The sequence below is a fragment of the Bacillus sp. AK128 genome, from assembly GCF_053903075.1.
The window spans coordinates 3,795,083-3,815,791 of sequence record NZ_CP096379.1 but is presented as its reverse complement, the minus strand read 5'-3'; the positions used below and the strand labels follow the sequence as shown (position 1 = coordinate 3,815,791).

At 36.0% G+C, this 20,709-nt stretch carries 18 protein-coding genes; 12 read left to right on the top strand and 6 right to left on the bottom strand.

Going from position 1 to position 20,709, the window contains the following annotated elements; translation table 11 throughout:
* Positions 1 to 193 precede the first annotated feature (193 nt).
* Entirely contained in the window at positions 194 to 1,690 is a 1,497-nt protein-coding gene (locus M1D60_RS19225; protein ID WP_456276439.1) for an extracellular solute-binding protein, read from the top strand.
* Between the two features lie 53 nt (positions 1,691 to 1,743).
* Here M1D60_RS19225 and M1D60_RS19220 read toward each other — a convergent pair whose 3' ends face one another.
* Entirely contained in the window at positions 1,744 to 4,044 is a 2,301-nt protein-coding gene (locus M1D60_RS19220; RefSeq protein ID WP_456276438.1) for a helix-turn-helix domain-containing protein, read from the bottom strand.
* Between the two features lie 360 nt (positions 4,045 to 4,404).
* On the opposite strand from M1D60_RS19220, the gene M1D60_RS19215 reads away from it, so the two are divergent.
* From M1D60_RS19215 to M1D60_RS19190, 6 genes are all read left to right on the top strand, one after another.
* The gene (locus M1D60_RS19215; protein WP_456276437.1) at positions 4,405 to 5,502 is read left to right on the top strand and encodes a glycoside hydrolase family 88/105 protein; all 1,098 of its coding nucleotides are present in this window, start codon (positions 4,405 to 4,407) and stop codon (positions 5,500 to 5,502) included.
* 44 nt (positions 5,503 to 5,546) lie between these two features.
* Positions 5,547 to 6,083 (top strand): hypothetical protein, encoded by a 537-nt coding sequence (locus tag M1D60_RS19210; RefSeq protein WP_456276436.1) that lies wholly within the window; start codon positions 5,547 to 5,549, stop codon positions 6,081 to 6,083.
* Positions 6,084 to 6,109: 26 nt separating this feature from the next.
* Positions 6,110 to 6,751, top strand: coding sequence for a YesL family protein (locus M1D60_RS19205; RefSeq protein WP_456276435.1), 642 nt, complete (start codon positions 6,110 to 6,112; stop codon positions 6,749 to 6,751).
* 40 nt (positions 6,752 to 6,791) lie between these two features.
* Complete coding sequence (locus M1D60_RS19200) at positions 6,792 to 7,109, top strand: cupin domain-containing protein (protein WP_456276434.1); 318 nt, start codon at positions 6,792 to 6,794, stop codon at positions 7,107 to 7,109.
* Positions 7,110 to 7,363: 254 nt separating this feature from the next.
* Positions 7,364 to 7,924 carry a sigma-70 family RNA polymerase sigma factor gene (locus tag M1D60_RS19195; RefSeq protein ID WP_456276433.1) on the top strand — a complete coding sequence of 187 codons (561 nt, stop codon included), beginning with the start codon at positions 7,364 to 7,366 and terminating at the stop codon, positions 7,922 to 7,924.
* Positions 7,914 to 8,915, top strand: a complete 1,002-nt coding sequence (locus tag M1D60_RS19190) for a DUF4030 domain-containing protein (RefSeq protein WP_456276432.1) — start codon at positions 7,914 to 7,916, stop codon at positions 8,913 to 8,915. Before M1D60_RS19195 ends, M1D60_RS19190 begins: the two co-directional genes overlap by 11 nt.
* 107 nt (positions 8,916 to 9,022) lie before the next feature.
* On the opposite strand, the gene M1D60_RS19185 is transcribed toward M1D60_RS19190, so the two are convergent.
* The gene (locus M1D60_RS19185) at positions 9,023 to 9,556 is read right to left on the bottom strand and encodes a hypothetical protein (RefSeq protein WP_456276431.1); all 534 of its coding nucleotides are present in this window, start codon (positions 9,554 to 9,556) and stop codon (positions 9,023 to 9,025) included.
* 305 nt (positions 9,557 to 9,861) lie between these two features.
* Here M1D60_RS19185 and M1D60_RS19180 point away from each other — a divergent pair, with 305 nt between their 5' ends.
* Complete coding sequence (locus M1D60_RS19180; protein WP_456276430.1) at positions 9,862 to 10,764, top strand: methyl-accepting chemotaxis protein; 903 nt, start codon at positions 9,862 to 9,864, stop codon at positions 10,762 to 10,764.
* Between the two features lie 106 nt (positions 10,765 to 10,870).
* Positions 10,871 to 11,419: a glutathione peroxidase gene (locus M1D60_RS19175; protein WP_456276429.1), complete on the top strand. Its 549-nt coding sequence runs from the start codon at positions 10,871 to 10,873 to the stop codon at positions 11,417 to 11,419.
* Positions 11,420 to 11,468: 49 nt separating this feature from the next.
* On the opposite strand, the gene M1D60_RS19170 is transcribed toward M1D60_RS19175, so the two are convergent.
* Positions 11,469 to 11,987 (bottom strand): hypothetical protein, encoded by a 519-nt coding sequence (locus tag M1D60_RS19170; RefSeq protein WP_456276428.1) that lies wholly within the window; start codon positions 11,985 to 11,987, stop codon positions 11,469 to 11,471.
* Positions 11,988 to 12,326: 339 nt separating this feature from the next.
* Between M1D60_RS19170 and M1D60_RS19165 the strand changes: the two genes are divergently transcribed.
* Positions 12,327 to 13,478, top strand: coding sequence for an AI-2E family transporter (locus M1D60_RS19165; RefSeq protein ID WP_456276427.1), 1,152 nt, complete (start codon positions 12,327 to 12,329; stop codon positions 13,476 to 13,478).
* A 160-nt stretch (positions 13,479 to 13,638) separates the two neighbouring features.
* Complete coding sequence (locus M1D60_RS19160; protein ID WP_456276426.1) at positions 13,639 to 14,439, top strand: LysM peptidoglycan-binding domain-containing protein; 801 nt, start codon at positions 13,639 to 13,641, stop codon at positions 14,437 to 14,439.
* 206 nt (positions 14,440 to 14,645) lie between these two features.
* Here M1D60_RS19160 and M1D60_RS19155 read toward each other — a convergent pair whose 3' ends face one another.
* The gene (locus M1D60_RS19155; protein ID WP_456276425.1) at positions 14,646 to 15,617 is read right to left on the bottom strand and encodes a phosphotransferase family protein; all 972 of its coding nucleotides are present in this window, start codon (positions 15,615 to 15,617) and stop codon (positions 14,646 to 14,648) included.
* Between the two features lie 890 nt (positions 15,618 to 16,507).
* Positions 16,508 to 17,401 carry a 3-hydroxyacyl-CoA dehydrogenase gene (locus tag M1D60_RS19150; RefSeq protein ID WP_456276424.1) on the bottom strand — a complete coding sequence of 298 codons (894 nt, stop codon included), beginning with the start codon at positions 17,399 to 17,401 and terminating at the stop codon, positions 16,508 to 16,510.
* A 126-nt stretch (positions 17,402 to 17,527) separates the two neighbouring features.
* Here M1D60_RS19150 and M1D60_RS19145 point away from each other — a divergent pair, with 126 nt between their 5' ends.
* Entirely contained in the window at positions 17,528 to 18,631 is a 1,104-nt protein-coding gene (locus M1D60_RS19145; protein WP_456276423.1) for a response regulator transcription factor, read from the top strand.
* A 954-nt stretch (positions 18,632 to 19,585) separates the two neighbouring features.
* Here M1D60_RS19145 and M1D60_RS19140 read toward each other — a convergent pair.
* Positions 19,586 to 20,656: a methyl-accepting chemotaxis protein gene (locus M1D60_RS19140; protein WP_456279496.1), complete on the bottom strand. Its 1,071-nt coding sequence runs from the start codon at positions 20,654 to 20,656 to the stop codon at positions 19,586 to 19,588.
* Between the last annotated feature and the right edge of the window lie 53 nt (positions 20,657 to 20,709).

Genomic DNA, 20,709 nt, shown 5'->3' with positions numbered 1-20,709 from the left:
TTAGAAGGGGTAGTTACATTTCGTAGCTCCCCTTTTATAATGGAAAAAAATAAAAGAATATGTAAATTTTCAGAAAAGTATATGGTATGATGAAACTAGTAAATATACAGCTTTAACGATTGTCATTTATTCTATTATGTAAGCGTTATCATTAATCTGTAATTTGAATTAACTTGATTGCTGGAGGTCTACGATGAAAAAGAAACTACGATTCCTTATTTTTACATTCATATTAATTTTGGGATCAGGGTGTACCATTCACTCACGTGCAGTGGGGAAGGAGCCATTAATAGATAAAAGTAGTTACTCTGGCATGAATGTAGAATGGATGGCTGTTCTGTATGAACAGAATCCTCCAACGGATGCCGTTATAAAGGAAATTGAAAAGCGAACAAATACAAAGCTAGATATGATTTGGGTACCTGATGCCATTAAGGAGGATCGTCTGAATATGGCGTTTGCATCTGGGAAATTACCGAAAATAGTCACATTAACTGATCTTAAAGCATCATCTGTTCAGCACTCTCTTCGATCAGGGATGTTTTGGGAGCTTGGGCCCTATTTAAAGGATTATCCCAACTTAAAAGAAATGAATGAGATCATATTAAATAATATATCAGTTGAAGGGAAAGTGTATGGGATCTACCGAGAAAGACCGATTTCAAGACAGGGAGTTGTGATCCGAACTGATTGGCTGAGAAACCTGGGATTGTCGATGCCTACCTCTATTAACGAATTATATGAAGTAGCAAGAGCCTTTACCTATCATGACCCTGATGGAAATGGTATGGATGATACGATTGGCTTCACAGATCGGAATGATTTGACCTATGGAATTTTTAAAACACTTGCCTCCTATATGGGGACACCAAATGAGTGGGGAGTGATAAACAATCAGATTATCCCTGATTTTGAAACAGAACCGTATTGGAACACAATGCATTTCATGAAAACACTATATGATGAGAAATTAATGAATCAAGACTTTACCATTACGAGTAAAAAACAGCAGCAGGACCTATTTGTAACAGGTAAAGCAGGGATCTACATAGGAAACATGGTTGATGGAATCTATATGAGAAATGAAGCAGTTAAGCTAAATCCTTCCTTCGAGATGGATTTCACAAATCGGATTAAAGGTCCCGATGGTAAGCTGAATGTCTGGGCCATCGGTGGTCAGAATGGCATGTTTGCCATTCCAAAAACGTCTGTTAAGACAGAAGAGGAGCTGAAAAAGATATTAGCTTTCCTGGACAGAATGGCAGAAGAGGATATAGTGTCTTTATTAGAGATAGGCATAGAAGGAATTCATCACATAAAAAAAGACGATGGAACATATGAAATGTTAGCTGAAAATAAAGAGTTATATGAAAGAGACGTAAAGCCTTTACTAACCTTAAAGAGTATAGGTAATCAAGAATTATTAAATAAGAATGAGCCTCTAAGAATGAAGTTTGACACTCTTGTTAAGGATAATGAGACATTCGCTGTCATGAATCCAACAGAAGGATTATTCTCACCAACCTATACAGAATATGGTAGTGAAATACGAAAGATTATTGATAATGCGACCTTTCACTTCATTATTGGTGAAATGAACGAGGAAGAATTTCATTCAGAGATTAGAAGATGGAGAGAGAACGGCGGAAACCAAATAATAGAGGAATTCAACGAAGAGCTTGTGAAGTAAAAACAAATGTAAAACAAAAAGGGGGTGGATCTCATAGCGGAGATCCATCCCTTTTATTGAGCCTTTTTTAGCTCACGATATTTTCCTGGTGTCGTTCCTTCACTTTTTCGGAATGAACGGATAAAGTTTTGTGAATTATTGTATTTGAGCTTTTCTGATATTTCTTTTACCGACATCTCTGTCTCAAGTAACCAGGTTTTAGCCATGTTCAGGCGGTATGAGGATAAATATTCACTAAAGGAAATATTGGTCTCTTTTCTAAAAATACTACTTAAATAATTGGGGTTGTAATGTAGTCGTGATGCAATAGAATCAAGAGTTATATCTTGATCAAACTCTTGCTGAACAATATGAATAATCTTATCAGACAGATTTTTATATTGAGATTCGGTACGTTCTTCTATTTTAGTCATTAGTGGATAAATAAGGACGTCTTTAAACCAATTTTGTATTTCAGAAAGTGTTTTTAAATCGTATAAATGATCAAATAAGGACTTTTGATTATCTAATTCAATGATATCGATTCCTAACGTTTGCATTAATTCTATTAAGTCATTCAATAATCGGACAATCGATATTTGATATTGGGTATGATTTAAGTCTTTTTCTAGTATGGTCGTTAAGAAGCTATTTAATAGCTCGTCTACCTTAGGCTTGTCACAAACTTTAATAGAGTCGAATAATTCATTTTTAATTTGTTTAGGAAAGAAGGTATAAAAGGACGTTCCTCTTTCTAAGTTTTCAAAGAAAATAATCGATTCACTACCTAATTGAATTGTATACTTTAAACTTTCAAGCCCTTCCTTATAAGCATGGATGGTCGAGGATAAAGTGGAATAAGGTAAACTGATTCCAATACTTACGGGAAGATGTAATTCTTCTTTCACTCTCGTTTGAATGATTTGAGCCGTCTCATTTAAAAAAGCCGTATATTCTTCATCCGTCTCATGATTACTAAGAAGAATCGTAACCTGTGTGCGATTCATCACGATAGGTGTCAATCTGCTTTGAGTAGGTAGTAGGTCCTCAACCATCGTATTAATGGCAAAAAGCAATAAATCCTCTTCCTTTTTATGATAAACGGTGCCTTCCAATGTATCTATTTGTAAAGTAAGGACTGATAGCCGTTTCCATTGCTGTTTCCATCCAAAGGATGCTAGCTTTGTTGTTAATTCTTCTTGGCTAACCTTCCCTTGTAAGAGCTTGACCATAAAGAATTGTTTTAATTGGGTGATTTGCCCCCGAACTTTTTGTTCAAGCTGACTATTCTGATCTAACATATGCTGAATTTGATGTTCAATTAATTCAAATTCGTTTCGATGCTTTATTTCAGTTTTTGGCTGAAATGTCTGAAGTATCATTTCTTGAAGGTGTTGAACCGGTCTATACATTCGATTTGAGCCAATAAATGAAATGATAAAAGATAAAACAAGTAATAAAGAACAAATGACGAGGGTAAACACACCAATAGAGCTTGATTGTTTATTTAAATCACTGATTTGAATTAAGGATATGTATGTCCATTCATTATAGTTTGACTTTCGGTACGTGACTTTGTAATCGGTTTCATTAATCTTCATATTAAATTGACCTGAAGATTGACTACTCTCCATTAAGTTTTTAACGTATTCCTCATTGGAAAAATCTTTCCCCATATGACCACCAGGAACAGTATGACCAATTACTTGAAGTTTCTCGTCTAAAATAATGGTTGTCTCTAGTTCTGAGTGTTGAGAGAAAATGTCTGAAATCTTGCAAATAGGAATGGTTGCTACAGCCACACCTGTTTTATTAACGCTATTAAGAGGTAGCTGTTTAACAAGATTAATATGATAAGAACAGGAATCCTCATTCTCTGTGTCGAAGAGATCCGTATTCTTTCGTTCTAGAACCCATGCGGATTTTGTAGGCAAAGATAGATATTTACTATGGATTTCATCAATTTGATCTTCATCTAGTCTTTGTAGTCCAGTATTATTGATTAACCAATTTTTCTGAAGACTAGCTAATAGCACATCATGCAATCCAGTATCAAATGTCTGAAGGTGACTTAACTCTTCTCTCACTTGATTGTATAACTGAAATTGTTCGGCATGTAACGGTTCCTTTAACACCTCTCTAAGCTGAGAGGAATTGACGAAATGAGTAAGTGAATGATCCACTGTTTTTAAAACCTGTTCAACATTTGTTTGAATTTGATAGATACTTTGCTGTTTTTCTTTTGCAACATTTGATTGAATAACCTCAGAAGATTTTAAATAAGAGAACAATCCAACCACAATAACTGGGACTGTAGATAAGATGATAATAAACGTCATTAATTTCAAGTAAAAGTTAGTTGATTTTCTCTTCATAAGTACCTCCCTTATAAAATGATTATATCTAATATTCCAAAAATATATAGGTGTATTATCATTCATTATATAGAATGAAGAGGAGTATCGGTATAATCATTTTCTAATATTGCGGTCAATATATTAGGTTTTTACTCAAATGTTTTCTTTTTTCGCTCAGAATGTACCTATTCTGTCTTTATGATTGTAGATGTCATCTTCTATCTCCTTTAAGGTAAAGTCATGGGCATCACTTAAGGGGACTACTAACAAAGTTTATTCGACTTGGAAGGTCTACTTAGCCTTTGGACTTTGTAAAATGTTACCGCTTACAAACAAAAGTAAGGTAGCACAAATTTATTTAATGAAGGGATGACTAAAATGGAAGAAAATGTAAAGGTAAAATCTCCGTTATTCTGGGCAAACAAGCTATGCGATACAGTGATGAATACATACACTCCAGCTGAGTTACCTCCTGCCAGCCGTTGGCACTATCACCAAGGGGTGTTTTTATGTGGAATGTTAAGTCTATGGGAACAAACAAAAGATGAGAAGTACTTCCAATATACAAAGGATTACGTGGATAACTTAGTGGATGATTACGGTAACTTCTACTTTAGTCGAGATGAATTAGATTCTATTCAAGCAGGTTTACTATTTTATCCGCTCTATAAAGAAACAGGTGAAGAAAAATACAAGCTGGCTGCTGAGAAACTTAGAAATCTATATCCTACTCTAAATAAAACAAGCGAAGGTGGTTTTTGGCACAAGGATAAATATCCTTACCAAATGTGGTTAGACGGTTTATACATGGGAGGTCCTTTTGCGCTTCATTATGCACGTGAGTTTCAGGAGCCTGACCTAGTTGATATGGTCATTCATCAGGAAAAATTAATGAGAAAGAACACAAAAGATGAAAAAACTGGATTATATTATCATGGGTGGGATGAAAAAGGTCAGCAGCCATGGGTGAAAGAGGAGACAAATACCGCTCCTGAATTTTGGGGGAGAGCATTAGGTTGGTACGGTCTAGCTGTCATTGACATGATTGACCTATTACCTGAGAATCATCCAAAACGACTTGAGTGGATCGGTGTAATCCAAGACCTAGTTCTTTCTTTAACGAAGTTCCAAGATGAAGAAACAGGTTTATGGCATCAAATAGTAGATAAAGGTTCTAATGAAGAGAATTGGTTGGAAGCGTCTTGCTCTTGTTTATTCCTCTATACCATTGCCAAAGCCGTTAGGAAACAATATGTTGATGAAGAGTATACAACCCTAGTGAAAAAAGGATTCGAGGGATTAATAGAAAATAAGATTATAGAAACAGAGGATTCAGCTGTTCTGAAGGACATTTGTATCGGTACATCAATCGGGGTATACGATTACTATATAAATCGAGATCGTAGCGAAAACGACTTACATGGTGCAGGGGCATTTGTACTTGCGTGTATGGAAGTACAAAAGCTACTTTCTTAAACGCCTTTCCACACTGTTAGAGTAAAAAATAGGAGTAGATCATCATGACAACCTATCTAAAAAAGAAACCACTAATTACATTCCTAGTATCCGTTCTTATTTTTTTCATTATGACGGGCTGTCAAAAGAAAAGTGAGGATTTTGAAGTGTTTATTTTTTCCTCTTTACCAGAGGAGTCCAAACAAAACCTGACAGATATGGTAAACCAAGAGTTAGTGGGGGATAAAACGGTTCGCGTTGAAATCTTTTCCGCCATGTATGAAAAATTACTCGTTGAATTTATCGATCATTCAGGAGATGTCCTCTTAATGGATAAAGAACTGTTATCATCTATCTTTGATCCTGTCGGTCTTCATCCTCTAGATGACATAACGAATACGAGGTTAAAAGAATACGAGTTGCAGGATGAAGATGGTGATGTACATATGTATGCACTACCCATTCAGGCTGAAGCAACTCTATTAAAGGACCTACACTATCAACATACTAGTGAAGTGGTTGCAATTATTCCAAAGTATACAGATGATAAAGAAGCAGCTCTCAAACTTTTAGAAATATTGACTAAAAGTAATGGAAATTAGAAATCTTTTAAGGGAGGTGAAACAGGATGCAGTTAGGCGGGCTATCAGGGAGATTTTTTTTAATTAGTGAATGGATATCAAGGTTTGCTTATGTCAACTTCCTTTGGATTCTGTTTACATTGCTTGGAGGAGTAGTAATTGGTTTTATGCCAGCAACAGTTTCTCTGTTTGCCGTTACTCGGAAATGGGTTAAAGGAGAACTGGATGTTCCTGTTTTTACTACTTTTTGGAAAACCTATCGTCAAGAGTTTTTCAAGTCAAATCTCCTCGGTCTCATGTTATTCGTATTAGGATATATTTTGTATGTAGATTTAGCCTTCCTTCCAACTGAAGGCATATTGTTCATCGTATTAAGATTCGCTGTAATTGTCGTTACCTTTTTGTTTTTTATTGTCTTACTTTATATCTTTCCCGTTTACGTACATTACAATTGGAAAAACAGAACGTACATTAAGTACGCCCTTATATTAGGAGCTTCTTTTCCGCATTACACATTCGGAATGATCATAGGGATGTTCATACTGTACTTTCTTATTTCCCTTTTACCTGGAATCATTCCATTCTTTAGTGTGAGTTTATTAGCTTACTTTGTGATGTGGGTATCTTTTCAAATGTTTACAAAAACCGAGGTTTTACTAGTGAATAACTCAGAGGTGGAATCTGTATAACTAATCGTCTGACTATCTTAGTGAAAGGAAGGTCTTGTTAATGGGTAAAATTCAAGAGTGGGAAAATGCAGAGCCAGGCGTGAAGCGGAAAATCTTTGAACCTGGTAAAGGGATCATGATGATGGAGGTGCACTTTGAAAAAGGAGCACAAGGGTACGAACACAGTCATGTTCATGAACAAATGACTTACTGCCTTAAAGGGAAAATAGCTTTTTATATCGATGGCAAAGAAACGATTATCTCTCAAGGTGAATCTATCTATATCCCAAGTAATGCCAGGCACAGTGCGACCGCACTAGAACAATCTGCCATTATCGATACCTTTACGCCTATTCGAGAGGATTTATTAAAGGCATAAGCTAATTCAATCCTAAGAATTGACGATCATTTAGTCAATCTAAACAAGTCGGGTTCCTTACCATAAAGGGAATGCGACTTGTTTAGGTTGTAATGCTAAGAACTATGGTCATGATAAGGGGGATAGACTGGTTTTTATCTTCTGGTACATAATGGAATTGAGAGTGGAACAAAGTCCCTGTCCCTATGTTTTTAAAATTTTTGGGAACCAATTAGAAAAACCGTCGTCTGTATTTGTAGGAAGGAGGCGATAAGATGGAAAGCTGTTTACATGAAGATGTTCTTGATCACTTAGAACAAGAAGACCTTACAGTAGAATCTATTATAAAAGAATATGGTCAAAACATACTCTGGCTCGCCTATAGTTACGTAAAGGATCGAACCTTAGCTGAAGATATTACCCAGGATGTCTTTATTAATTGCTATAAGAACATACATAGGTTTAGAGGTGATTCTAGTATAAAAACGTGGCTTTACCGGATTACGGGAAATCGCTGTAAAGACGTTATGAAGTCTTGGAGTTATCGTAGTAAAAAAATGAGCGAATATTTGTTTGATCATCATATATCTCCAGGTCGAGATCCGGAACAGGAAATGATGGGTAAATTTGAAGATAGAAGTTTATCTTTGAAGGTGCTATCTCTTCCTGTCAAATATCGTGAAGTCATTTTTCTTTATTATTTTGAAGAATACAATATTGACGAACTCAGTGATTTACTAAAAATTAAACCTAATACAGTTAAAAGTAGGCTTCATAGAGGTCGCAACTTACTTAAGGAAATGTATGAAAAGGACGGTGATTCATATGGAAAATAAATTAAAAAATCTTAAACAGAGCATGACAACGACCGTTTTATCTGAAATCGAATTTGACCGTTCACTTGAAATGAAGATTAAGAAAAGAATGGTAGGTGAAAAAGAGCCTGTAAAACGGTGGAAGTTTAGGCCTGTGGTTTTGGCTGTGGCAATTCCTGTATTCCTTCTAACAGCGTTCTTTTTTACAGCAAATGTTTCACCAACTGTTGCGAGTGTCGTAGAGAAAATTCCTTATCTAAACACGTTGTTCACACATCCAAGCATGGAAGAAAAATTGGCTGCTCCTTTAGTAGAAAAGGGAATCGATCTAATAGGAATTAATGTAAGTCCTATTCAAAAGGATGTGTTAGTTGTTGTTTCCGGTTCAGACGACTATCTTAAAGAAGTGAAGAGTGATGTGATTCATACGGTAGAAGAAACTTTAAGTATAGAAGGATTTAGCGATTATGATATAAAGGTTAAGGCATTCGCAGCACCTCATCAAGAATTAACGGATGATATGTTAATAGAGTTGAAAAACCAACAATTCAATATCTTCTCCCTCTATGTGAATACAGACGGGAATGGCAAAGAATTTATTCAAGTCGAGGTCCCACATACAGAAATGCAAGAGGGGTTAATAAAAGAGATTGTACTAGGCGTAGCAAAGAAACATGATTCGGAAATAAATAGTGTCCAAGTAAAAAAAATAGACGTAGCGAAGTTGCTGAAAGAAAATCGATGGTCCGTTGAAATTGTCACACCTTTATCGGACCAAATGACAAACAATAAACAATTTAAGGTGAAAAGCGTTGGATACACGGTTCATCCATCTCCAATAATAATGATTCAATCATCTGTGTCTGCTTCAGAACCAGATAGCAAAAACTATTCCCTTGAATTAGAAAAAAGAATAACTGAGATGCTAGAATCAGATGAGATGAAGGAAAGCTTAAAAGGGGACTCTTACAAAATAGAAATCTATAGTAAAGAGGGAACCATACTAAATTAATTTGTGCCTCAATCCATCAGGTTTGAATGCCATTTGGAACAAAGTCCCTGTCCCTATGTTTCCGAGAAAAAGGTCCTACTCAAAAAAAGAGTAGGACCTTTGATTCATTACCCCCATTGATTTCCAATATTTAAATTGAAATCTGGGTCAAAATTTAAATAAGCTTTTGGATTTATTTGAGTTTTAGGATTTACTTGTGTATAAGGACTAACGTTTAAATACGGGTTTACTTGTGCAGACGGATTGATCTCGGACTGAAAGTTAAATCCTGAATTTGTTGATGGATTCATCATAGATGGGTTCATACCTGGATTCATTACTGTATTCTTTATAGATGGGCTCATACCCGGATTCATTGCTGGATTCATCATAGATGGGCTCATACCGTGATTCATTGCTGGACTCACCATAGTTGGATTCATACCCGGATTCATTGCTGGACTCATCATAGACGGGTTAATACCCTGATTCATTGTTGGATACATCATAGTTGGGTTCATACCTGGATTCATTGCTGGACTCATCATAGCTGGGTTCATACCTGGATTCATTGCTGGGCTCATTGTAGGTTGTTGAAACCCACAACTACAACGTTCACCCTCCTGTAACCAATAGTGGTGCCTCATTCTCATATCTTGCATGTTATTTGCCTCCTTCAGTTTCATCCATGTATCTATATGGATAATCAAAGAGATTGGGAACAAGTCTACTAGATAAATAGGCTAGTGAGTAGAAGCTAATGGAACAAAGTCCCTGTCCCCATGGTTCATCCCCATGGTTCACCCCCCTCGTTCACACCCATGGTTCACATGGTATAAACTTACAATGAATTAATATTTAAAACACTAAATACATTATTCTTCTTGTGTGGTAAAATTTCTGTATGTCGAAATATGTCTTTGTATGTCGTTTTTATCATTGGTAAATCATGTAAAGGATGATGTTTATGAGCAATATTAATTCATTATCGAAAATAATTACACTAGAATTGTTATTAAAGTCCATTAATAGTTCGTATGCGATGATTATGTTTGACTTGAATAAAAGAGTTCTATGGGCTAATGATAATTTTGCTTCAGGCATGGGATACAAAGTAGGCGAATTATTAGGAACTAGTCATAAAAACTTTTGTGTTCCTGACTTTGCTAATAGTAGTAATTACGAAAAATTTTGGGATAAATTAAAAAGTGGTAAGGATTTTCAAGATAAAATTTTACGAGTTAAAAAGAATGGTGAACACATTTGGTTACATGCATCTTATTCTCCAGTAATAAATGAAAATAAAGAAGTGGTAGCTATTATAAAACTTGCGAGTGATATTACAGGTCGAGAACAAAAAGTTAATGAATTGGTATCAGAATTACAACATATTTCAGAGGAACTTCAGCATAGCTCAAAACTAGGTATCGAAAAAATGATCGATGTTTCTCACAACACCCAAGTAGTGACAAAAGATTCAACGAAAAATTCGGAAATACTAGATAACCTGAGTGTGCAAATTGGCTTAATCCAAAGTAGTTTAAAAGATATACAAGCCATTTCCTCACAGACCACAGTATTGTCATTGAATGCAAGTATAGAAGCCGCAAGAGCAGGAGACCATGGAAAAGGGTTTAAGGTTGTTGCAAGCGAGGTTAAAAAGCTAGCAGAAAGAGTAAAATTAGTCGTAGAAAAAATAGATGATAATATTGAAGCAATGACAACTGAAATTGAAAGAATTGGTCAAACACAATCTACTATAAAAAAGAATCAAGCTTTGATCGAGGAAGCTGTTAAAGAATTCAGTAATATGGCTGAAGCTTCTAACCGTTTAAAAGAAGGAGCAGGAGCATTTAAACAAATCCTTTAGATGGTCTATATGTCCTATTATTATGGGTACAATTTTTGGTGAATCTTGTTGAATTTTGTCGAAAATGTGGTATATTTTATCTAGCTTTAAAGGAGGGGGAAAATCAATGTCAATTTATGATTTTGAAATAGAAACACCTGCTGGTCTAAAAAGAACATTATCGAGATATAAAGGTAAAGTGTTGCTAATCGTTAACACAGCGACTAAATGTGGTTTTACACCGCAATTAGAGGATTTGCAAAAATTACAAGCTAGATATGAGGCTAAAGGTTTTACTGTATTAGGTTTTCCATCTAATCAATTTGCGGAGCAAGAACCATTAGCAGATGGAGCGATTGAAGAATTCTGTTCTATTAATTACGGAGTTAACTTCCCAATCTTTAAAAAGATCGATGTGCGAGATGAGAATGCACACCCTTTATTCAAATATCTGTCTCAACAAAAGTCATTTGGTGGTTTTGATATGAGTCACCCGGTTTCAAAACTGTTGATGGAAATTATTAACGATAGACACCCAGAGTATATGACGGATAATTCTTCTATTAAGTGGAACTTTACAAAGTTCTTAATCGATCGAGAAGGTAATGTAATGGCTCGCTACGAATCAACAACGGAACCTATTGATTTTGAAAAAGAAATTGAAGCACTGCTGTAACACTAAACAAGCTATCCACAAATGTGGGTAGCTTTTTACTTAATTTTATTCAATGATAAAGATCTTTATATGGACATATTGGTGTGACGGTAGTGCGATCAATTGTACTTTCATCAAATACCAACGCGTGGCTACTCCAAAAAAGTAAGGATTCGTTGAGTTCTTCTTTTGTTGAGATGTTAGGATCTTCAGGCTCTCTATATGCCCCTTTTCCAGGAAACATCGTGACTAAAAAGTATTCATTTTCTTTATGTCTGGATTTGTTAAGAATGACAACAAAGGAATTGGTTATGCTGCCTTGTCTATGTTTCACAAACCTCGTATATAAATTTCTCTCTTTCCGCTTAGCGTAAACAATTTCTGAATTCTCATCCGTGTCTACTAATGATGTAATTCCAATCGGTTCAGGTGATGTAATAAATACTTTCTCAGATTGATTGGTAAGGTGATCGAAATAGCCTTCTTCTTCATAACTCCTTAAAATTTCTTTCCAATCGGAAAAGAAGTCCTTCTGATGAACTTCCATATGAATTTCACTTTTAGTAGATATAATGATTTTATTTGACATGATTTTTTGAACTCCTCTTACATGCGAAGATTATACGATTAGGTAATGATGATTAGTTTCTGACAGATTGTATTATTTATACAAATTCGATATTAGGTGGAAGTCGATTCCTATATAAAAAATCATCATTTTTCTAACATTTAATTTTCGTTTGAAAGGATATGAACTGTGGTAATAGTAAAAAGAGATAAACTACCTCTGAAGCATAACTACTTTAAACAAACGTTTGTTTTGAATTTTTAATAGGTGGTCACTTCAAAGTGGCCGTTTTTCGTGTTACTCGGCCTTTTAGGTGAGAGATTGTACTTGAGCGAACAGCGGGTAAAGGGGATGTCTTGAATGGAAGAACAAAACAGGTTTTTAAAATTGATTGGTGGTAAAAATGTTTTATACTTATTAGCATTTCTGATTCTAAATGGTATTACCATATATATTTATACGAAAATTTCGTTTATCTTTTATCCACTACAGGTCATTGTATCGACCATTGCACCTCCAATAATCCTAGCATTTATTGCATATTATCTATTAAATCCAATTGTTGAATTGCTCGAAAGATTTCGGATAAAACGAATTTGGGGAATTATCATTCTTATTATTGGTTTTACTGGTGCTTTAACTGGAGTTCTCCTGTTAACTGCTACATCGATCGAAGCACAGGTGAAAGATTTAGTTCAAACATTTCCAAGTTATCTAAAACAGCTAGAAGATAACATGACAGAATGGGCACAGAATTCTTTTTTAGGGCCGTATTATGATGATGGTTATAACTGGGTAACAGAGAGATTAAGTGAATTTCCACAATTGATTGGAACTTATATTTCAAGTGGTTTTCAAGGGATACAGAATGTTGCTAGTACGATTACAAATACGATTATATCTATTGTAACCTTTCCATTTATTTTATTTTTCTTATTAAAGGATGGAAAAAGGTTTCAACGTTTTTCTATTAAATTATTTCCGCCGAAGTTTAGAGATGATACCAAGCAAATTTTAAATAACATCGATACGCAAGTTGGTTCTTACATCCAGGGTCAGATTATTGTCGCAACGGTGATTGGTATTCTATTATTTATTGGTTATCTGATTATAGGACTTGAATATGCTTTTACATTGGCTATAGTCGCAGCAGTGACAAGTGTTGTTCCTTATTTAGGGCCAACCATTGCTATCATTCCTGCTGCGATCATTGCAATTGTCAGCTCCCCATTTATGTTGCTAAAGCTAGCCATTGTATGGATCGCAGTCCAATTTCTAGAAGGAAATTTCGTCTCTCCCAATATCATGGGAAAAACGATGAAAATTCATCCATTAACGATTATCTTAGTTTTATTGATTGCAGGTAATTTATTTGGTGTCATCGGTGTCATTCTTGGAATTCCGGGCTATGCCATTGTCAAGGTTATTGGTTCTTATCTTTTCTATAAGTTTAAGAAACGATATAACAAGTATTATGGGGATGACCGTGGGTATTATGAGATAGAAGATTAATTAGTGTTCTTATGACTATTAGGATTCCATATTAGCTTGATAATTAGCAGAAATGTTTTTCATACTAATCATGTCTACTACTTCTTATAGTAAGTTAATGTTTTAAAAGTTTCTAACGTGGAAAAAGATTAATAGGTTACTATTTAAGGAGGAGAAAGACATGAAGAAAGCCACAAAATTATTAGTACCGGCTCTAGGATTGGGACTAGTGTTTGGGGCTGTCAACGTTTCAGCATCCAAAACAGTAACGGTAGAGCCAAGTGACACATATTGGGGAATTGCCCAAAGTTATGATGATGTTTCGGTTGAAGATATGATGGAAGCGAATGAGTATGACCCATATGCCATTCCTGTTGGAGCAGAAATAACAGTCCCAACAGAAGAAAGGGTGACACACGTTATACAACCTGGCAATACACTAACAGATATTGCTGCTGTCTATGATGGTGTATCTGTAGACGAATTAGTTGAATTAAATCCAGAAATTGACCCTTATAGTTTAACGATTGGTTCAGAAATTGTAGTGGTTGATTATGTGAATGTGGACCAAGAGAACGAAGATACGGTTCCAGAAGTTGATGTAGCCGAGCTAATGACTGAAGCTAGGGAAACAGTTGATTCTATTTTTGAAAGCAGAAATGATGAACTTAAAATCCCAAATATAGAATCCAAGCAAGAGTTGGTCGACCATGTTCGTTCGTTTATGTCACTTGGATTTAGTAAATGGTTTGCCGAAAACTATTTTGAAGAAAAAGATGATGGGCTATATGTGATTCCAATGGATGGAATTACTTGGTTAGACACTAATACTCCATATATTATAGAAGAGTTGAATGAAAGAGAAGTTAGGGTGATCCAAGAACGAGAAACAGAAATGCTAGGACATAGATATATGATCTACACCTTACATTATGAAGATGATCATTGGGTTGTGGATACGATCGAAAGTGAAGTATTGTGACGAGTGTAACGAGGGGACAGGGACCTTGTTCCAGCTACCTTTCCATCTATTCTTAAGGGCTAGGTGTTTCCGCTCAAACGATTGAAGCATTTCTTGCACAGTCTTTATTTGAAAAAGTGAATTAGAGGACAGAGAGAGGCACCCGAAAAAAAAGGGTGCCTCTTTAGATTCCTTCTACACGGTAAGAATCCCTAGGTATTCTTAAGTTATTCTTTCTCCCTGAACCAACCAATCGTATTAGCTAAGCCTTTTGATGAAAAGTTCAGAGCGCCATCATCACTATAATGCCTGTATTCACATTCAATTAGCATAATTAAATACATATATAAGTCATAGAGCTTCGACCTTACTTCCTCCTCAAATGTAAGGTTTTGTTTCTCATACCCTGCCAATTGATGAGGATTACGCCATCGGAATAAGGATTCCATTAGAGCATCTCCCCATAATGCCCTCTCAAAGTCAATAATGCCCACAACCTTACCATCCTTAACAAAAACATTTCCATCCCAACAATCCCAGTGAATAAGCTGTGGAGTGGTAACTACTTTTAGATAATCTAGCTTCCTTTCTATCAGGGCATATAGCTCATCATAGCTGCAGCCTAGGTCTACTTGTTTCCTTTCTCCATCTTCAAGGACTGAAGAAATCATTTTTGAGAAGGCTTCCCTCCAGGTCTTTCCACGAAGCTCCGGGTTGCCTTCATAGCCAAAATAGGATGTACCTTTGATGCTGTTTATCTGTTTGAGAAACTTTCCAATCTGAGTGTTAATGGAGCTGTTTATTTCTTCGGATAAGTTCTTCTTTTTATGATCGTAGTTGCTTCCAGATAGCTTTTCCATAAAGAAATAGTCAGAATCGCAGAGGTCCCTCTTTTGGTCATAGTAAAAAACTTCAGGCACCCTTACCTCTGTCTCCCTTGCAACCAACTTCATCATGTTAACTTCAGTAAACATGATGTTTTTTTCATAGGTTAGAATTTCTGCATCTAGGGGTGGTGCTATTTTGAGAATAGTCTCTCGTCCATCTGTTAATGTGATTTTATATGCAACATTAAACCAGCCTTCTTTGAGTTCTGTAAGTGCATCCACTCCTTCTGCAATCCCTACACCGTTAAAGCCCCTCCGTACCATAGCATCAATTACTTCTCTATTTTGTCTATTCTTTGTCCTGCTTTCCACCCTTACCTCTCCCTTCCAATAAGGTAATATTCACCTATTATTTTCCAATGTTACATTCAATAAAATAACAAAAAACCCTGCCAAATAAATGGTAAATTTCAAAAGCATTTTAAGTTTATATACCTTATGATCAACAACATATAGAAACGGATATTGAGTTGGAGCGGGGACGGTTCAGACCAGAGGGACGGTTCGAATTCGGTGAAATGGAGGACTCGGTGTCCGCACCGGAGTCTAGGCGGACCCTCAGTCCTCTAATTCTAGTAAAATCGGTGAAAATGCCGACAAAGTGGACCGAGAGTCCTCTATTTGGTCCAAAACAAGTCATTTTCGCTGTAATTGCACTGAATAGAGGACACAGTGTCCGCATCAAGTCCAAAACGACTAGAATTCAGTGAAATAGAGGACTCAGTGTCCGCACCGGATTCCGGTGTGTGACGAGGGTGTGACGAGGGGACAGGGACCTCGTTCCATGAGACGGGAGAACGAGCTACATTTGGTTTCTATAGTTTAAGGACCTGGTCTAATTTTAATAGACGGAAGCACTCCGCTTATTTCCATTAATCAAACGTAAGAGAGCTAAGAAACTCATTTTGGGTGCATCACAGGGATTAGTATCACTAATAAGCATTTCACTAGTAGAATGATTGACTGGGGTTATCTAAAAAAAGAGCAATAATAGACAAAGGAACCACTGAATTCAATACTCGACTTCGGAGGTAAAAAAGTCACCATGCAAAAAAAATAATCCTACTCAGAGTAGTTTATTGAGTAGGATTATTTGTAAGGATAAAAATATTAAATTAGATCAGAAATTCTGAATTATATTAAGCTGCTTCGTTCATTAGGATCTTCCCCAAGTTATTTTATAAGGGGTTAGTCTAAGTAGATTAATTTTGTTTTAAAAATTTTGGATCCATGTATTCTGGATTTGGATATTTGTAGAAGCCTTCTCCAGTAGCTGCTCCCATTTTTCCTTTATCAATCATTTCAGACTTCAATTTGTCTGCAATTACGCCATAAGCTGGATCTAATTCGGCGCGTGCTCTATTCAAATTATAAGGTGTTTCCATGCCGATAATATCTAAAGTACCGAATGGACCTCTTGGTGAACCAGTTGAAATCATCCAGTTTTTATCAATCGTATGTGGGTCAGCAATATCTTTTGCCCATAAAGTTAACCCTGCATTTAAAAACGGTACCAATAATGTGTTTAAGATATAACCTGGTTGTTCCTTTTTTAGGACAAATGGAATCATCCCGATAGAACGTGCAAATTCAGTTACCTGTTCTACATATTGGTGTTCAGTTCCTGGATGCCCCATAATTTCAGCAGTGTTGTTTTGCCAGATTGAATTTGCAAAGTGTAGCGCTAAGAATTTTTCTGGGCGGCCAGTAAACTCTGCAAATTGACTTGGTAGCATGGTGGAAGAGTTTGATACAAATACTGTTTTTTCAGGTGCAACAGCTGCCAGCTTTTGATAGAAGTCTTGTTTAATATCAACACGTTCAGGTACAGCTTCAATGACTAAATCGACATCTTTCATTGCTTCAGCTAAATCAGAACTAAATGAGATCCCTTCCAGCGCAGCATTTGCTTTCGCTTCGTCGTTAAAATAGTCAGCATATACAGGTTGTAATTTTGTTATACGATCCTTTCCAAGCTTAATTGCATCCTCATTAATATCGTAAACGGTTACATTACAACCAAAAAATGCAGATTGAAAGGCAATTTGACTTCCTAAGACACCGCTACCTGCAACCATAATGTTTTTAAAATTCATAGGTTATTCTCCTTTACATATGTAATCAATAATAATACTCAAATTATTATTTCCACTATTTATTCTATAATACTATCGTGGCATAATATACGTACAAACATAGGTAATTAAGGTGTGAAAAATTATATGAATGTAGGTAAAATAATGAAGAAAATTGACTTTCAATATCTCCTATTTTATAAGATACACCGCTCTGAAATATTGAAGAACTCATTGATACGACTGGAAAATAACCCTGACATAGATAAAACCCAGAAGGAGCAACTTCGTCAGTTCATTTCTGCATTTATTGCGTTCTTAATGATACAGATGAAAAATACAGAAATTGAAGAGGATGCTTTACATTATTGGGTACAAATGCACAGTAAAGAAATGCCCATTACAAAATCAAATATATTTCAAGACATCGTATTTGAGTCATTCAAAAGTGTCTTATCTCAACACCGTCATCATTATGAAGAAGAATTACTTTCTTTCCATAATGAGTTGCTTAGAATGGTAACTACTTTATATCTGAAATGGATTGAGGACCCACCTAATGCCACTGAGGAAAAACAGAAATACACAGACAAGTTAGATGCACTTAGTGAAATTCTTATTCAGTGTAATGGTACGGAGGATTTACCATACCTCCTAACACAAATTGAAGACATCTTTCATTTTAAAAGATGTATATTCTTAAGTTATAATCCTTGGTTAAAGGAGTTTTCAGGAGCCATTGGTGAAGAATTACCAAAGGTACAGTTACTGCGAGGTAAAATTGAATCAGAACCAGTATTCTCGTTAAAGAAGCCGTTATTTTTAAGAAAGCCTGAGCCTTATGTACAACAAGCAGCAATAGAGTTATTTAATCTATCTTCCATCATTTTCATTCCAATTACATTTGAAAAACAGTTGTATGGTTGGTTAACGTTAGACCAACAAGGAGAAACTTTTGATTGTTCAAAAATAAAACTAGATGTACTAGAACAAGTTGGGGTCCGTATGGGAATGTATTTAGCTCGTAAACAATTGGGAGTGGGTGTAAAATATCACTTAGATCTTTCAGAAAAGGAATTAGGAATTCTTCATCTTTTATCAGAAGGTTACAGTAACAAAGAAATGGCGGAGCTGATGTTTTTAAGTGAGTTTACAATTCGTGATTATATTCAAAAATTGATGATTAAACTAAAAACCAAAAATCGAACTCAAATTATTACGATGGCTTTTCGAATGGGGTTAATTGACTAAATCCTAGCTCTGGCTAGTATAAATAGCAAAAAATCTATAATAAAAAGGAAAGCGACTGTATGTTAAACAGGCGCTTTCCTTGATTTTTACAGATTTTTATACTTGAAAAATCTATTTTATGATTGATTCTGCTTTTTGAGTAGTGTCATCCATGAGCTGTGCAATGGATTGATTATCATTGGTAAGACTAGGCGGACCCTCAGTCCTCTAATTCTAGTAAAATCGGTGGAAATGCCGACAAAGTGGACCGAGAGTCCTCTATTTGGTCAAAAACGAGTCATTTCCCTGTAATTTAACTGAATAGAGGACTCAGTGTCCGCATCAAGTCCAAAATGACTAGAAATCAGTGAAATAGAGGACTCAGTGTCCGCACCGGATTGTAGCGGACCCTCAGTCCTCTAATTCTAGTAAAATCGGTGGAAATGCCGACAAAGTGGACCGAGAGTCCTCTATTTGGTCAAAAACGAGTCATTTCCCTGTAATTGCACTGAATAGAGGACTCAGTGTCCGCACCGGATTCCAGTGGACCCTCAGTCCTCTAATTCTAGTAAAATCGGTGAAAATGGCGACAAAGTGGACAGAGAGTCCTCTATTTGGTTAAAAGTAAGTCATTTTCCCTGTAATTGCACTGAATAGAGGATTCAGTGTCCGCATCAAGTCCAAAATGACTAGAAATCAGTGGAATAGAGGACTCAGTGTCCGCACCGAATTCTAGGAGGCCCCTCAGTGTAACTTTTTACGTCCCTTATATGGCTTCATTTTGTGAAACTCTAGCTGGGGTGTGTAGTTACCAGTAGAACCGTCCGAGCCTGGGATAAGTATATAAACAAACGAGCCTCTTGAATTGATTCTAAGGCTCGTTTGTTATACTAGGTGACATATTTGATCCCGAAAAATAGTTTACATATCAGAAATGTCTACTTTTTCACTGGTCTCAAACCGTCCCCCGGTCTTCTAAAATTTAAATTTATTCACTTGTTCTTGTAAATCCTGAGCTAGTTTGCTTAGAGTCTCTGCTGATGCAGAGATTTCCTCCATTGAGGCTGTTTGTTCTTCTGCTAATGCGGCAACAGTTTGTGTTCTTGCTGTAGCATTTTCAGATATTTCGTTTACTGACTCAAATGATTGGGTTACTTGATTTGCACTTGCTGCCATTTGTTCTGATACGGCAGATACCTCTTCAACCTGATTAGCAACATTTTGAGCAGACTTTAAAATATCTTCAAAGACAAATCCTGTTTTTTCGATAATGCTTACTCCAGTAACGACATCCTCTGTTACAGTTTTCATTTGTTCAACTGTGGATAATGTGTCTGACTGGATCGATTGAATAAGCTGAGTGATTTGTTGAGCCGATTGATTGGATTCTTCTGCTAGTTTCCTTACCTCATCTGCTACAACCGCAAATCCTTTTCCGTGTTCTCCAGCTCTTGCTGCTTCTATTGCTGCATTTAGAGCTAGAAGATTTGTTTGTGAAGAAATATTAGTAATGGCACTTACAATCTTTTCTATTTCTTTGGAACGTTCATCTAAGGTTTGAATCGATTTTGCCGTTGTATTCACGTTAGTTTCGATGGCCTTCATTTGTGAAACAGCTTCGTGGATACTATTTGTACCAGCTTCAGACTTAATGGTCGTTTCTTCAGAAGCTTTTGCTACAGCAGATGAGGTGTTTGCAATAAGCTGAATTCCATTGGCAACCTCGTCTAAAGCTTGATTACTTTCTTGAACCTGCTTTAATTGTACATCAGCACCACTCGATATTTCATCTATAGACGTGGCTACTTGTTGAGTCGCATTCGTTGTTTGTTCAGCACTAGCTAGAAGCTCCTGTGATGATGCTGCAACATTTTCACTTGCCTGATTTACAGAGAATAATAGATTTCTAAGACTATCATGCATTGCAATGAAGGAAAGAGTTAATCGACCAATTTCATCCTTTGATTTAGGTTGAGTCACTTGAATATTTAAATCTCCTGTTGCTATTTGCTCAGCAAATGCAGTAAGTGACGCAAGTGGCTTCATTTTCATAAATAGCAATACAAATGTAACAATTATTGCAATTAATACTAATAGAG

Bases quoted from the DNA above. Each gene is read 5' to 3' on its own strand.
- M1D60_RS19225 (WP_456276439.1), top strand. From the start codon at position 194: ATGAAAAAGAAACTACGATTCCTTATTTTTACATTCATATTAATTTTG.
- M1D60_RS19220 (WP_456276438.1), bottom strand. From the start codon at position 4,044: ATGAAGAGAAAATCAACTAACTTTTACTTGAAATTAATGACGTTTATT.
- M1D60_RS19215 (WP_456276437.1), top strand. From the start codon at position 4,405: ATGGAAGAAAATGTAAAGGTAAAATCTCCGTTATTCTGGGCAAACAAG.
- M1D60_RS19210 (WP_456276436.1), top strand. From the start codon at position 5,547: ATGACAACCTATCTAAAAAAGAAACCACTAATTACATTCCTAGTATCC.
- M1D60_RS19205 (WP_456276435.1), top strand. From the start codon at position 6,110: ATGCAGTTAGGCGGGCTATCAGGGAGATTTTTTTTAATTAGTGAATGG.
- M1D60_RS19200 (WP_456276434.1), top strand. From the start codon at position 6,792: ATGGGTAAAATTCAAGAGTGGGAAAATGCAGAGCCAGGCGTGAAGCGG.
- M1D60_RS19195 (WP_456276433.1), top strand. From the start codon at position 7,364: ATGGAAAGCTGTTTACATGAAGATGTTCTTGATCACTTAGAACAAGAA.
- M1D60_RS19190 (WP_456276432.1), top strand. From the start codon at position 7,914: ATGGAAAATAAATTAAAAAATCTTAAACAGAGCATGACAACGACCGTT.
- M1D60_RS19185 (WP_456276431.1), bottom strand. From the start codon at position 9,556: ATGCAAGATATGAGAATGAGGCACCACTATTGGTTACAGGAGGGTGAA.
- M1D60_RS19180 (WP_456276430.1), top strand. From the start codon at position 9,862: ATGAGCAATATTAATTCATTATCGAAAATAATTACACTAGAATTGTTA.
- M1D60_RS19175 (WP_456276429.1), top strand. From the start codon at position 10,871: ATGTCAATTTATGATTTTGAAATAGAAACACCTGCTGGTCTAAAAAGA.
- M1D60_RS19170 (WP_456276428.1), bottom strand. From the start codon at position 11,987: ATGTCAAATAAAATCATTATATCTACTAAAAGTGAAATTCATATGGAA.
- M1D60_RS19165 (WP_456276427.1), top strand. From the start codon at position 12,327: ATGGAAGAACAAAACAGGTTTTTAAAATTGATTGGTGGTAAAAATGTT.
- M1D60_RS19160 (WP_456276426.1), top strand. From the start codon at position 13,639: ATGAAGAAAGCCACAAAATTATTAGTACCGGCTCTAGGATTGGGACTA.
- M1D60_RS19150 (WP_456276424.1), bottom strand. From the start codon at position 17,401: ATGAATTTTAAAAACATTATGGTTGCAGGTAGCGGTGTCTTAGGAAGT.
- M1D60_RS19145 (WP_456276423.1), top strand. From the start codon at position 17,528: ATGAATGTAGGTAAAATAATGAAGAAAATTGACTTTCAATATCTCCTA.
- M1D60_RS19140 (WP_456279496.1), bottom strand. From the start codon at position 20,656: ATGAAGCCACTTGCGTCACTTACTGCATTTGCTGAGCAAATAGCAACA.